This window comes from Ahrensia marina (assembly GCF_042140245.1).
GTDB lineage: Bacteria > Pseudomonadota > Alphaproteobacteria > Rhizobiales > MH13 > MH13.
This window is the reverse complement of record NZ_CP159483.1, coordinates 747,701-762,087: the sequence shown is the minus strand read 5'-3', so window position 1 is coordinate 762,087 and position 14,387 is coordinate 747,701. Positions and strand designations below refer to the sequence as shown.

Sequence of the window (14,387 nt, the reverse complement as noted above, 5' to 3'; positions counted from 1 at the left end):
GAAACAAGACTTTCAAGGTAGGAACGCGCGCCAATGGCGAAAGAACCGATCAAAGATCCGCACAAATCTCGCAGTACATTTGGCAGCAAACGCCCAGCGATCACCGATCAAGATGCGCTTGATTTTCACGCCCAAGGCCGCCCTGGAAAACTGGAAGTTGTCCCCACAAAACCCATGGCCACGCAGCGGGATTTGTCGTTGGCGTATTCGCCAGGCGTAGCGGTGCCAGTGGAGGCTATTGCCGCCAACCCAGATGTTGCTTTTGACTACACCTCGCGTGGCAACATGGTTGCAGTCATTTCGAATGGCACGGCGATCTTGGGTCTTGGCAATCTTGGCGCGCTCGCTTCCAAACCTGTGATGGAAGGCAAGGCGGTGCTCTTTAAGCGCTTTGCTGATGTCGATTCCATCGATTTGGAAGTCGACACCGACGATGTGGAAGAGTTCATCAATGCGGTGAAGCATCTCGGCCCGTCGTTTGGCGGCATCAATCTGGAAGACATCAAAGCCCCGGACTGTTTCATCATTGAAAGCCGTCTGCGCGAAGAGATGGATATACCGGTCTTTCATGACGATCAGCATGGCACAGCCATCATCGCGATGGCGGGCCTCATCAATGCGTTGGACCTCACCAACCGTGACATCAAAGACACCAAACTTGTCTGCAATGGTGCAGGTTCTGCAGCCATCGCCTGCATTGAGCTGATCAAAGCCTACGGTATGCCAGCAGAAAACATCACGCTCTGCGACACCAAGGGCGTGATCTATCAGGGCCGCGAAGCCGGGATGAATCAGTGGAAAGCAGCCCATGCGGTGGCCACCAAAGACCGGACATTGGAAGAAGCTGTGAAGGGCGCCGATGTGTTCTTCGGCCTCTCAGTCAAAGGCGCGCTGACGCAGGACATGGTGATGACCATGGCCGACAATCCGATCATCTTTGCGATGGCCAACCCCGATCCAGAAATCACACCAGAGCAAGTGGCCGAAGTACGTGATGATGCCATCGTTGCAACAGGTCGATCGGACTACCCCAATCAGGTCAACAACGTTCTTGGCTTTCCTTACATCTTCCGTGGTGCGTTGGATGTGCGAGCGACAACGATCAACGATGACATGAAAATCGCGGCAGCCAACGCGCTTGCCGAGTTGGCACGCGAAGACGTACCCGATGAGGTGGCCTCAGCCTATCAGGGGGCTCGGCCGAGGTTTGGGCCGAACTACATCATCCCCGTTCCCTTTGATCCGCGCCTGATCGCAGCGATCCCAGCTGCGGTTGCCAAAGCTGCCGTTGACTCCGGTGTTGCCCGTCGCCCGGTGGTCGATGAGGGCGAATACCGCGCCCAGCTTTCCGCCCGACGTGATCCTGTGGCTGGCGTTCTCAACCGCATCTATGAGCGAGTCAAACGCCTGCAAAAGCACGTCGTTTTTGCAGAGGGCGAAGAAGAGCAGGTGATGCGCGCTGCTGTTTCGTTCACCAATCAGGGCCTCGGACAGGCGATTTTGGTTGGCCGTGAGGATGAAATCAAACGTGTCGCTGAAGAGGCTGGTATTGATCTGGCGGGCCTAACCATCGCCAATGCGCGTACCTCGCGTCGCCAGGAAGACTATGCTGAATTCTTGTATCAGCGCCTGCAGCGCAAAGGGTTCCTCTATCGCGATTGCCAGCGCATGGTGAACACAGACCGTAACTATTTCGGTGCGGCTATGGTGGCGATGGGCGAAGCCGACTCCATGATCACTGGCACCACGCGCAACTATTCGGTGGCGTTGCAAGCGGTGCGCCGTGTTGTTGATGTGAAGCCTGGTCACCGCGTCATTGGTGCTTCGCTGGCCTTGTGCCGCGGTCGGACGGTGCTGATTGCCGACACGGCCGTACACGACATGCCGACGTCAGAGGAACTGGCTGACATCGCCGAAGAGGCTGCTGGTGTTGCCCGTCGTCTTGGCTATGAGCCGCGCGTTGCGATGCTGGCCTACTCCACTTTTGGGCACCCATCAGGCGAGCGCTCGGATCGGGTGCAGGAAGCGGTGCGTATCTTGGACAAGCGCCGTGTCGATTTTGAGTATGATGGTGAGATGAACGCTGATGTGGCGCTCAATATGGATGTGATGGAGCAGTACCCGTTCTGCCGCCTTACCGCGCCTGCCAATGTGCTTGTGATGCCAGCGTTTCACTCGGCATCCATCGCCACAAAAATGCTTGAGGAACTGGGCGGATCAACGGTGATTGGCCCGCTGCTGGTTGGCCTTGATAAACCGATCCAGATTGCCCGCCTCGGCGCGCGCGATACCGAGATCGTCAACATGGCAGTGCTGTCGGCCTACAATGTGAGTGTATAAACCTGACAAGTGGTTGTGCCTGAGACACAGAGCGGGCTGGAAAGTTGATCATGGTTCACGCGCTTGTTCCGAAGGAACGAGCGCGTGCCAAAGACGGGAATGGCCCGCCCGCTAGCCATTTCCGATGGATTTGAGAACCAAGCCTCGCAGCGAGGCTGGCATAGCAAGCAAGGCCGACTTCATGGCCGGCCGCATCTTGCGCAGATAAAGAGACCGATAGAGACGACCCCAAGCGCTCGTCGGGACCATGTAGTCACAAACGCCAATGGTTGTATTGGACCACTCACGTTTGAACTGCGCCATCGGCGCTAACATGTCATAGGTGGTCCAACCCTCAGCAAATCCATGGCTAGCGGTTGATTCAACGCGAACTTTCCCGACGCTTGTTGCCTCAAGAGCTGGGTCGTAAGTGCCAATATACATCGCATTGCCAACTGGGCCGACCAGTCCAATCTCAATCGCGGCTGGTTTGCCATCGATATGCTGTACAAAGACTTGAAACGGGTTTGTTGAGGCTTCTTGGCCAACGGCAGCCTTCAGGCAATCGAGCGCACGTTTGTCCATAAAGGCGCGGCTGGACAGCTTGCGGGCATCCAGCCAAGCAAACTTCCATTCCAACGCCAAGGAGCAGAGGGACTCAGCTTTCGCGCCAGCTTTCACGACCTCAAAGGACAGATCGCCTGTTTTCTCCAGATTCTTGCGATTGCGGCGTCGATTGCTCCGCGTTTTTCGAGATTGAGACGCGAAGTAATCATCCACGGTCTCAAAGTTGGAAAAGTCGATGGCTCCGGCTTCACGCGCTTCTCCGACCATCGCGCCGCCTAAGTCCAGCACCTGCCCGATCCGGCTATCGGCCCGAATGTTTCGCAAGTGAAGCCCGTGGGTTTTCCATGACCGCAAAGCGTCTGAAAGCGCAATTTTCGTTGCCGTTTTGTCGGCAAACGGATGCATAAGAATGTCGCCGTATTGAATAAGCGGCTCGCCAACCCATTCAACGGTTTTCACCAAGCCACCGGTCTTCTGGGCAAAAGGAGCCAGGGCGACCAACACGCCTGCCTCATCGTAAAACGTGATAATCTGAGCACGATGTGTCGGTGTTTCGCAGAACACATAGGCATCGAACCACGGCATGCAGACATCAAAGGCTTGAAAAACAGCGGTTCCCTCGCAGACCTGCTCCAAACGTTGCCATTCGTCTTTGAGGGCCAAAATGGCCTCTCGCGTGCTCAAGCTGGCAGCTGAATAGCGGGGAGTTGCAACGGTGGTCTGAGAGGCGGCGTCAGATAGGTCACGCGGTGCAACGACGCTATCATCAAACGAAAGTTCTGCATTGAGACTCATTAGGGTGCCCTTGCGCGGCCAGATTGGAAACGAACTGCAACCCTAGGTCTACTTCTTTAAAATTCGAACAAACCGCAGCCTTTTCAGAAGGTTAATGCGATCGTTCAAAGCCTATCGTTTTCTCCTATCGGCAGTAAGTGCTGGACCTCAGCGCATTGTCGAAATGGATATGGTCCTGGTGGTGACCATCAGAGCCTGGTCCCAAAATGGTGTTGAATGGCCCGCAAGCCGCTTGCCGGATGGCGCGTTGAAACCGAGCTGCAGGATCATCCGAGCCCTGCGCATGCGGTTGAACCGACCATGTTTGACCATCTTCAAGGGAGATCGCTCTGATATCGATGGCACGACCAAAACCATGCTCACTCAGTCGAGCACCAGCGACATTGTTGCGCCCACGGCAGGCATAGGATGCGGCGACAAAAATCCGCTCAGCATCTGAACCAAAAGCGGATCGTGCTTCAGGCGCCATGGTTCCTGACCAAAAGCGAGAGAAGGCTAACGCTGTTGGGCACGTCAGAAGCGCACCGGGCTGCAAAGGCACACCACCAATAGCGGTGAGCTCCACCGCATCATCGATGCCGCACCGACCAGACCCTTCATGGCGACCGCGAACCTCAAACATCGCGCCGGCGGCTCGCAGATCCGCCAGACAGGCTTGGTCATTCATACCTGAAGGGATATCTGCCGCTGTTTCTCTTTCAGGCCGCACCGTTGGGTTCGGCGGCAGAACCACTGCACTCGGATCGGCTGATTCAACCGTCGGCGTGCGGACATCAACACTGGGTCGAGCTGACGGATTGGGAGGTAGGACAATGTCGCTGTTGTCTTGCGCAAAGACAGGCAACGACCAAGAGGTCAGAAGAAGCAAAGCGGAGAGAAGTCGCACAGGTCATAGCCCTTGAAGACAACGATGTGGGCCCGTGCCGCAGCTTCGTGGTCAAAAGGTGGCGCCCATGCGCCCCCTGATACCAATGGAGGCTCGTCCGCCGAAGAAGTCTTTGACCTTGGTGAAGAACCCACTCATCTCAGGGTGCCGGTGTTGCCCGCAGCGCCAGTTGGCGTGAGGACACGCGATGAAAGGCGGATCACCCCGAGGTAAACTTGTTATCCGCCGAAGAAGTCTTTGACCTTGGTGAAGAACCCACTCATCTCAGGGTGATTATGCTCGCCACCTTCGGCTTCAAATTCTTCAAGAAGCTCACGCTGGCGTTTGGTCAGTTTCTGTGGCGTTTCCACCTGAACCTGCACATACATGTCGCCGAAATCACGCTGCCTAAGGATTGGCATGCCTTTGGTTTTAAGGCGGAACTGTTTGCCGGTTTGCGTGCCCTCAGGAACTTTCACCCGCGTGCGTCCACTGTCGAGCGTTGGCACTTCAAATGAGCCGCCCAGCGCTGCTGTCACGACAGAAATAGGCGCGCGGCAGAACAGGTCCGCGCCATCACGCTGAAACAGCTCGTGCGGCTTGATTGAAACAAAGATGTAGAGATCGCCGGCTGGAGCGCCACGCATACCGGCTTCGCCTTCCCCAGCCACGCGGATGCGATTGCCATCATCAATGCCCGCTGGAATGTTGACCGATAGCGTGCGCTCTTGAGTTACGCGGCCAGCGCCTGAACAGGTGTCGCATGGATCTTTGATGACTTCGCCACGACCACCGCAGGTTGGGCAAGTGCGTTCCATGGCAAAAAAACCTTGGCTCATGCGCACTTTGCCCATACCGCCACAGGTCGAACAGGTCGACGGGCTTGTGCCGGGTTTCGCACCGGAGCCCGAGCACGTATCGCAGGCAACTGATGTGGGCAGAACCAAGTCGACGGTTTTGCCCTCAAAGGCTTCTTCGAGCGAGATCTCCAAATTGTAGCGCATGTCGGAGCCACGCTGCGCCCCACCGGAAGAGCGACGGCGACCGCCGCCCATGAACTCGCCAAAAATTTCTTCGAAAATGTCGCCCATTCCGGCGCCACCCGCCCCAGCTCCGCCAAAGCCGCCGCCGCCCATACCGCCTTGTTCAAAGGCTTGATGTCCAAAGCGATCATAAGCCGCGCGCTTTTGCTCATCACGCAGCACTTCATAGGCCTCATTAACGGCCTTGAAGCTTTGCTCGGCTTCCGCATCATCGGGATTGCGGTCTGGATGATATTGCATCGCCTTCTTGCGGAAGGCGCTTTTCAGCGTTTTCTCGTCAGCATCACGTGAAACACCGAGAAGCTCATAAAAATCGGGCTTGGCCATAAATCACGGACTTCTTTGAGATGCGAACTGCTTTGCAACGGGTGATCATTGGCGGCGCTTACCTTATCCTTGAAAAGGCAAGTGCTGCGGTGGAGTGCGTTGGCAGCTTGACCGCGGTCTGTCAACCGAACCAACGAGCCAGGGTAGAGCATCGCACCAGGTGACGATGCCAACGCATGGCAGCATGTAGGAAACGTGTGACCGCATTGCCAGGGCCTGTTCAGCTTGCCGTGGTGTTCTTTTTCAAGGTGCGCTAGAGAGCGCCGGGGCAATGGCGCGTTTGATTGTGTTTGTGAGGATTCATGCGTCTCTTATCGGGCTTGTTGAAGAAGTTTGTGCGCAAAGGCACGCTGCGCGTAACGCATGCCAACGGACAACAGGTTGTCTATGGCGGTCAGGAACCGGGCCCTGACGTTAGCCTGCGTTTCCACGATGCCACCGCCGAGCGCGCGATTTTTTTCAATCCTGAACTGGCCGCAGCAGAAGCTTACATGGATGAAAAATTGAGCTTTGAAGATGGCTCAGACATTCATCAGTTTCTGACGCTGTTTTCGGTCAACCGCGCCCCCCTCTCCCAACATCGCGTGCAGGGTCTTCTGCGCCGAACCTGGAAAGCGATGCGCCGCCGCCAGCAGGCCAATGATGTGGCAAATGCTAAAAAGCAGGCGCGCAGCCACTATGATTTGTCCACCGAGCTTTATCGTCTCTTTCTCGATGAGGGGATGAACTACTCATGTGCGCTCTACACCGATGAACATGAGAGTCTGGAACAGGCGCAGGTCAACAAGCTTATCCATATCGTTGCCAAGCTGAAGCTTAAGCCAGGTATGCGCGTGCTTGAAATTGGCGGCGGCTGGGGATCGCTGGCTATCATGTTGGCCCGAGCGGGTGCTCAGGTCACCTCGCTCAATGTTTCACCTGAGCAGGTGAAGATCGCGCGTGAGCGTGTGACCGCTGCTGAGCTGGACGACAAGGTTGAGTTTGTCATCGAAGACTATCGCGAGCATCAAGGAACCTACGACCGCATCGTCTCCGTCGGCATGATGGAACATGTCGGTGTCTTCAACTTTGATGACTATTTCAACGTCGTGCGCGACCGGTTGACAGATGACGGGTTCGCTATGATCCACTCGATCGGTCGCATGACGCAACCGGGCACAACTGGCCCGTTCTTCCGCAAGTACATTTTCCCAGGCGGTTATGTGCCGGCGTTGTCAGAAACATTCGCGTCTCTGGAGCGGTGCGGTCTTTGGGTTTGCGACACTGAGATCCTGCGCCTGCACTATGCATACACGTTGCGAGATTGGCGCGTGCGTTTCCAAGAGAACCGTGAGCAGGCCAAAGCGTTGTACGACGAGCGCTTCTGCCGCATGTGGGAGTTCTACCTTTCAGCTGCCGAACTGGGCTTTGTCGATGGCTCCAACATGGTGTTCCAGCTGTTACTCTCCAAAGAGCGCGATACTGTGCCTCTAATCCGCGACTACATCACGACCGATGGAAAGAAGCTGAAAAAGAAACTCAGCTAGAGCGCGTTGAGCAAACGTGGGCACGGGTTTTAGGTCCGAACGCGCGATAAAACTAACGCTCAAACACGGTGTCCGATCGCCCATGATGGGTGACGTGATAACCAGCGGCAATGATGAGCGCTGCAAGCTTCGCATTCGTGTCGTGTTTGGTCTCTGCCAAAATCATGCGGGGCAACAGATGAGCTGGTGCTTCACGCAAAAACGGCGCAAGCGCTGGAATCTCATGGCCTTCAATATCAATCTTGAGCAAGTCAATTCTGTTAAGGCCTACCTCGTTGACGATTGAGGACAGGGGGCGTGCTGGTACGCTAACAACTGTCTTTTGCATTTGGCCAACACGTGCATCGGTCACCTTGACCGACCCAAGATTCCATTGGCTGGTGTCCAGCATCACGCTGCCCGGCGCATTGCTCACGGCGCACGCTACCAAGTGCGAGCAATGCTCCAAGCCGCTAAAGTGCAGATTTTCCGCCAGCCGAGCTTGCGTTTTTGGATTGGCTTCAATGCAGACAAGGTTTGTGCTCTTACCAATACGACGTGCGAGATTGGCAGCAAGCACCGAGTAAGTGCCAGTGTTGGCACCCACATCGACAACAATGAATTGATGGTCTGGGCTGGAGACAGCGCAGCGCGCAATAGCGCGCTCTTCAGGCAGGTCACAGAGGGCTGCACGCGAGAAGCATTTTGTGTCTGCATGGTTTTCAAGCGGGTAAAGCCTAAGACGAAAGCCAGGGAAAGGCTCAAGATCCACTGCCCCCGGGCGACCAAGCAGCGACAAACGCCAGATCGGCCAAGTGATGATGGAACCCAAGCGCGGATAGCGTCGCGGGTAAAGCCGTGGCCCCAATGATCGACACGCCTCGCGCCAAGGGCTCAGCGTATAGTGACCAAAGGGAGCGTAACGGGCGTCAGCATCGTCGTCCCAGACGGGGTGGGTAGGCGCGTTGCGCGAATCGTGAACGGACAGATCAGCCATGGCTGACAGGCTATGCGCACTGTTCTTTGCGGTTTCATGACACCAAAGCGGTGATTTCTTGCAAAGAAAAAGCCCGACGCGAGGCGCCGGGCTTTTTACAATGCGTTGTCAAAGGAAAGGTCTAGGACGCTTTCTTCTGGTCTTCGTCATCGACATCTTCAAAGTCGGCGTCGACAACATCGTCGTCCTGAACAGGCTCTGCGCCGTCATCCATGTCCATTTCTGGCTCGCCTTCAGCTTGGCTGTCGGCGTACATAGCTTCGCCCAGCTTCATGGATGCCGTTGCGAGGGCCTGTGACTTTTCTTCGATGGCAGCTTTGTCGTCGCCTTCAAGAGCAGTCTTAAGCTCAGCGATAGCGCCTTCGATGGCAGCCTTGTCCTCATCGCCAACCTTGTCGCCATAGTCTGACAAAGCTTTCTCCGAGGAGTGGACCAGAGCTTCGCCTTGGTTTTTGGCTTCCACCACTTCGCGGCGCTTCTTGTCCTCATCAGCATGGCTTTCAGCGTCTTTGACCATCTGTTCGATGTCATCGTCGCTGAGACCACCAGAGGCCTGAATGCGGATCTGTTGCTCTTTGTTGGTGCCTTTGTCTTTCGCCGACACGTTCACAATACCGTTGGCATCGATGTCGAAGGTCACCTCAATTTGCGGCATGCCACGCGGTGCCGGTGGGATACCCACCAGATCGAACTGGCCGAGGATCTTGTTGTCCGCCGCCATTTCGCGCTCACCCTGGAAGACCCGGATGGTTACAGCTGACTGATTATCATCAGCGGTCGAGAACACCTGGCTCTTCTTGGTCGGGATCGTCGTGTTACGGTCGATAAGGCGCGTGAACACGCCGCCCAGCGTTTCGATACCTAGCGACAGCGGGGTCACGTCGAGCAGCAGAACGTCTTTAACGTCGCCCTGCAAAACACCAGCTTGAACGGCAGCGCCGATGGCCACAACCTCATCGGGGTTCACACCCTTATGCGGTTCTTTGCCAAAAAACTCTTTGACCGTTTCCTGCACCTTCGGCATGCGGGTCATACCGCCGACCAGAACAACCTCGTCAATGTCACCGGCTTTCAGGCCGGCGTCTTTGAGGGCTGCTTTCATCGGGTCAACCGTGCGCTTCACCAGATCATCGACCAGGCTTTCAAACTTGGCGCGCGTCAGCTTCATAGTCAGGTGTTTTGGACCAGACGCATCAGCGGTGATGAAGGGCAGGTTGATCTCGGTCTGCGTGGCCGAGGACAGCTCGATTTTAGCCTTTTCAGCGGCTTCCTTTAGGCGCTGAAGCGCAAGCTTGTCGCCCTTCAGGTCAACGCCCTGCTCTTTCTTGAACTCGTCAGCCAAATAGCCAACCAAGCGCATATCGAAGTCTTCACCGCCAAGGAACGTATCGCCATTGGTGGATTTCACTTCGAAGACGCCATCGCCGATCTCAAGCACCGACACGTCAAACGTACCGCCACCAAGGTCGTAGACAGCAATCGTCTTGCCGTCATTTTTCTCAAGCCCGTAGGCGAGGGCAGCAGCCGTTGGCTCGTTGATGATGCGAAGCACTTCAAGACCGGCGATCTTACCGGCATCTTTCGTTGCTTGGCGCTGCGCGTCGTTAAAGTAGGCAGGAACGGTGATCACCGCTTGTTCAACGGTTTCGCCAAGGAACGCTTCAGCGGTTTCCTTCATCTTCTGCAGAATGAAGGCCGAAATCTGCGAAGGGGAATAGTCGGTCTCTTCAACCCGAACCCAGGCGTCGCCGCTCGGCGCCTGAACAATCTCGAAGGGAACGAGCTCTTGGTCTTTCTTCACCGCTGGATCATCAAAGCGACGACCAATCAGGCGTTTGACAGCGAAAAGCGTGCCCTCTGGGTTGGTGACAGCCTGGCGCTTGGCTGGCTGGCCAACCAGGCGCTCACCATCATCGGAAAACGCAACCATCGACGGCGTCGTACGCGCGCCTTCGGCGTTCTCAATCACTTTTGGGGTTGAGCCGTCCATAACGGCTACGCAGGAATTGGTGGTTCCCAAATCAATACCAATGACTTTCGCCATGGACGATACCTCATTCAGTTATCGGCAGATCGCCCGGACCCGATTCGTATCGGCGTTCCGGCGAAGCGCGCGCTTATAGCAAATAGAAAGCCGCGCTGCGATCCCCTTAGGGGGGTTGGAGAACAAAATTCGACAGACAACCCACAGATAGGGCGTCCCGATGGCGGCTATATAAGAAGCGCATTTGCGCCCTGCAAGGCACAGCCTAAACTTGCCCAACGACAGGCAGGAGCATGAATGAGCGTAGGACGTCCCAACGGCAGCGACCAATCCTACTCGACAAAGGAGAGAATGGTCTCCAGTGGTTTCTTCATCTTCGCCGCTGCCGGTACAGTGGCACTCTCAGCCGGATGACCGACTGCGATGATCATGATGGGCTTTTCATTGTCGGGGCGGTTCAAAAGACCGTTTAGAAATTTCATCGGATTGGGCGTGTGAGTCAGGGACACCAGACCGGCATGATGCAGCGCCGTTAGCAGAAAGCCTGTCGCAATACCGGTGCTTTCAGGCACATAATAGTGTTTGAAACGCGTACCATCCTCATACTCTCCCCATCGCTGTGCGAACACGATGATCAGCCAGGGCGCATCCTCTAGATGTGGTTTGCTGGCACCTGTGCCAATGGGCTCCAATGCTTTGAGCCATTCATCACCGGCGGCGCCATCGTAGAAGCGCTGCTCTTCTTCTTCTGCGGCCTTGCGCACCTTCTTCTTGGTGGCTGGGTCAGAGATGGCCACGAAGTGCCAGGGTTGGTGATTGGCACCTGAAGGCGCCGTACCTGCTGCACGGATGCACTGCTCAATAACCTCGCGCGAAACAGGACGGGGCGCATAGTCGCGCACCGAGTGGCGGCGCTTCATTCGATTAACAAACGCCATGGCCTCGGCAAGCATCTGAGCATCGGTGAGCTCAGAACGATCTGGCAGGTCGAGCGGTTGATAGGAGACGTTTTTATGCATGAGAGGGTTTGACGCTAATTCGCGCGGCGCGAGGCGTCCTCGCCATAATAGCTGATGTAGCGTTTGGAGATTTTTTCAACGGGTAAGAGAATTAGAACATCGGTTGTGCCGAATTGATGATCCACCACCGCACCGTCGCCAATCATGCCGCCCAAGCGCAGATATCCTTTGATCAGTGGAGGCAGAGACCGCAGAGCTTGCTTCTGATTGATCTGATCCTTCGCAATCAAGTTCATGGGCGCGTAGCGTTCATCCACAGCTCGCACACTCCAGGCAGGGTCCGCGCCTGCAAAGTGATGAAGGAACGAAAGCGGCAGTGCCAGTGCTTCCGGGTCCGTTCCATCAAGGCTGGCGCAGCCGAACAGCACGTCGATCTTGCGCTGCACCACATAGCTCCAGATACCATGCCAAAGCAGCTCTACCGTGCGTTTGGTACGGTACGGCTTCAACACGCATGAGCGGCCAAGTTCCAGAAACTTTAGATCAGGTCGCGCCGATACCAGCTTGTCGATCTGATATTCGCCAGCGGTGTAAAAACCACCATTGGCCTGGGCCACATCCTGACTGAGCAACCGATAGGTACCGACGATGGCTGGACCGCCGGTGCGCGGGTCAGGGGGCGCATCATGATCGAGAACAAGCAAATGATCGCAGATCGCATCATAGCGATCAAAATCGCGCCGCAGCACTTTGTGCATCACGGTCGGTTTGGCCGACATTTCCTGGTAAAAAACAGCGTACCGCAATCGTTGGGCGCGGTGAATATCGCGTTGGTTTGATGCGAGCCGAACTTCAAGCGACCCAATAGCCCCCAATGTTGTCGACTGATCAGAGGTCGGGGCTGTGCTTTCGGGCAGATAAAGCGGGGTTCCAGGCAGAGGCGCTACGCTTACACTGCGCGTAAACGGGAAGACCTGTTCCATCACACGTCTAGCGGCACTCGGTACGGTTGCCGAACGCCCAGCCCGCTGATGATCAGCATCGGCCCAACGTTTGTCAGACATGTCATGGTCAGCCATTCAACCCTCTTCTCAGCGGCCCGTCGTGAGCGTGCCACATGTATTAGCGCCAGCTTGACCTGAGCGTCGAACACAGTTTGACGACGCTTGCATGACACCCGCTTTGACAGGCCCGCAGAGCAGCTTGGGTAGCCTATCACGCCCAGTCTCAGATGGCATGTCGCCAGACTGGCCGCAAGGGCAGTGCGGTGCGGAGGCTTAGGCAGCCGGAGGGTCGGTGACCAGCGCCTGCAGTGCGTCAGGGGCTAACGGTTTGTGGGCGAACCCGTCGAAACCGGCGGCTTTCACCTGATCGATCAGAGCAGGATCGGTGTTGCCAGAGTAGGCGATGAGACGTCCACCAAACCCGGCATCACGAAGTTGGCGCGCGGCTGCAAAACCATCAAGAACGGGCATGGCAAGATCAAGCAGTATGAGGTCGAACGGCGTCTGGGCGGTTTGAGTGTCGCCAGCCAATGCGATGGCGCGCGCGCCATCGCCAACAACGGTTACGTCATGGCCTTCTCGTTCCAAAGCGGCCTCTGCAAGGCGGGCATTCACCGGATTGTCTTCGGCGATCAGAATACGTTTGCCGGGGTTTGGCTGTTCAGCGCGCTCAGTGTCGGCCGGATCGGCCAAAAAGAGCGTATCCACATCATCATCGAAGCGATGGGTAAGCATCGCGACCAAGGATGACTGCCGCAGGGGGCGGATCAGGTAGCCAGAAAAACCAGCTTCGCGAAGATCCTCCAAGAGGCGGCGATTGTCCGGCCGAAGCAAAATCACAGGGCGCAAACCCACTTGCGGCAGACAAAGGCGCGACCAAAGCATGGCATGGTCAAAACCCGCATCAACCAAAACGTGATCGATGTTTTCAGGGGCGCCGTTGAGTTCATCAGGTGCGCTCAGAAGCCGTGTTTGTGCGCCCAGTTGGTGCAGCGTAGACGCAAGAGCGTCAGCTTCTGGCGAGTTTGCAAGCGACGCGTCGAGCACCATGAGAACACGTTGACCTGCCAGTGGCAGGTTGTCCTGATTGGAGCTTCTCTCAACCAACCCTTCAGGCAGCGGAAGCACCAGACGCATATGCGTGCCTTGATTGGGTATGGAGCTGACCAGCTCAAGCGAGCCTCCAAGCGCTTGAGCCAGACCACGGGAGAGCGGTAGGCCAAGGCCGGTGCCTTCGGTTGCAGAAACCTGCGCCGTTTTTGTTCGACCAAAAGGTTGAAACACCAAAGCATGGTCCTGTGGCGCGATGCCATGGCCGGTATCTCGAACATCAAAAACCAGCTCAGTCTTGGTCACGGGTGCGCCTGTCGGCGCGTAGGGGGCCAAACCGCTTGCTTCCACGGGAGCCCGCAAGCCAACCGATAGCTGGACGCCGCCGATATCAGTGAATTTAATGGCATTGGAGAGAAGGTTGGTCAGGACCTGCCGCACCCGTGCGGAATCTAGCTCGAGCAATGGCCGGTCCTTTTGCCAAGCGCAAAGCAACGGGTCGATCACAGCTCCGACGGCAAGGCCTTTGGCATGCGCCCGTGGGGCCGCAAGTTCGATCGATTGATTGACCAAGTGGGTAACATCTGTCGGCCCGGTGTTGGGCTCAATCGCTCCATTTTGAAGGGCGGTCAGGTCAAGAAGATCATTGACGAGCGTCAGCAAAACCTCGCCGCTGCTCGATATGCCATCAAGATAATTGCGTTGTGTGCTATCAAGCTGCGTCTCGCCCAGAAGATAGGACATGCCGATGATGCCATTGAGCGGGTTGCGCATCTCATGGCTTACGGCTCCGATAAGCTTGAAGGCCGATCCGTCCTGGTCATGAGACAAAGACCGGTCGGCAATTGAAGATGCAGCCGGGGGGAATGGGCCTGCCGTTCGTGGTGCACCCGATTCAGGTGCACCTCCAGACAACAATTCGCCAGTAACGTCTTGCACAAACTGGCCTTGGGAAAGTTTGGTGTTTTGCAT

General features: G+C 56.3%; 10 protein-coding genes. 2 read left to right on the top strand and 8 right to left on the bottom strand.

Annotation, left to right across the window (positions count from 1 at the left end; all coding sequences use genetic code 11):
• Positions 1-33: 33 nt before the first annotated feature.
• Complete coding sequence (locus ABWH92_RS03715) at positions 34-2,340, top strand: NADP-dependent malic enzyme (RefSeq protein WP_375572259.1); 2,307 nt, start codon at positions 34-36, stop codon at positions 2,338-2,340.
• A 111-nt stretch (positions 2,341-2,451) separates the two neighbouring features.
• On the opposite strand, the gene ABWH92_RS03710 is transcribed toward ABWH92_RS03715, so the two are convergent.
• The 3 genes from ABWH92_RS03710 to dnaJ form a co-directional block, all read right to left on the bottom strand.
• Complete coding sequence (locus tag ABWH92_RS03710; RefSeq protein WP_375572257.1) at positions 2,452-3,681, bottom strand: GNAT family N-acetyltransferase; 1,230 nt, start codon at positions 3,679-3,681, stop codon at positions 2,452-2,454.
• Positions 3,682-3,805: 124 nt separating this feature from the next.
• A complete protein-coding gene (locus tag ABWH92_RS03705) occupies positions 3,806-4,567 on the bottom strand; it encodes an extensin family protein (RefSeq protein ID WP_375572255.1) in 762 nt (253 codons plus the stop codon).
• A gap of 218 nt (positions 4,568-4,785) precedes the next feature.
• Positions 4,786-5,916, bottom strand: coding sequence for a molecular chaperone DnaJ (dnaJ, locus tag ABWH92_RS03700; protein ID WP_375572254.1), 1,131 nt, complete (start codon positions 5,914-5,916; stop codon positions 4,786-4,788).
• A 302-nt stretch (positions 5,917-6,218) separates the two neighbouring features.
• Between dnaJ and ABWH92_RS03695 the strand changes: the two genes are divergently transcribed.
• Positions 6,219-7,442 (top strand): class I SAM-dependent methyltransferase, encoded by a 1,224-nt coding sequence (locus ABWH92_RS03695; RefSeq protein ID WP_375572252.1) that lies wholly within the window; start codon positions 6,219-6,221, stop codon positions 7,440-7,442.
• A 52-nt stretch (positions 7,443-7,494) separates the two neighbouring features.
• Here ABWH92_RS03695 and ABWH92_RS03690 read toward each other — a convergent pair whose 3' ends face one another.
• From ABWH92_RS03690 to ABWH92_RS03670, 5 genes are all read right to left on the bottom strand, one after another.
• A complete protein-coding gene (locus ABWH92_RS03690) occupies positions 7,495-8,418 on the bottom strand; it encodes an FkbM family methyltransferase (protein WP_375572250.1) in 924 nt (307 codons plus the stop codon).
• 121 nt (positions 8,419-8,539) lie between these two features.
• Entirely contained in the window at positions 8,540-10,462 is a 1,923-nt protein-coding gene (gene dnaK, locus ABWH92_RS03685; protein ID WP_375572248.1) for a molecular chaperone DnaK, read from the bottom strand.
• A gap of 272 nt (positions 10,463-10,734) precedes the next feature.
• The gene (locus tag ABWH92_RS03680) at positions 10,735-11,421 is read right to left on the bottom strand and encodes a nitroreductase family protein (protein ID WP_375572246.1); all 687 of its coding nucleotides are present in this window, start codon (positions 11,419-11,421) and stop codon (positions 10,735-10,737) included.
• A 14-nt stretch (positions 11,422-11,435) separates the two neighbouring features.
• Positions 11,436-12,440 carry a GNAT family N-acetyltransferase gene (locus tag ABWH92_RS03675; protein ID WP_375572244.1) on the bottom strand — a complete coding sequence of 335 codons (1,005 nt, stop codon included), beginning with the start codon at positions 12,438-12,440 and terminating at the stop codon, positions 11,436-11,438.
• Between the two features lie 198 nt (positions 12,441-12,638).
• Positions 12,639-14,387, bottom strand: a complete 1,749-nt coding sequence (locus ABWH92_RS03670) for an ATP-binding protein (RefSeq protein ID WP_375572242.1) — start codon at positions 14,385-14,387, stop codon at positions 12,639-12,641.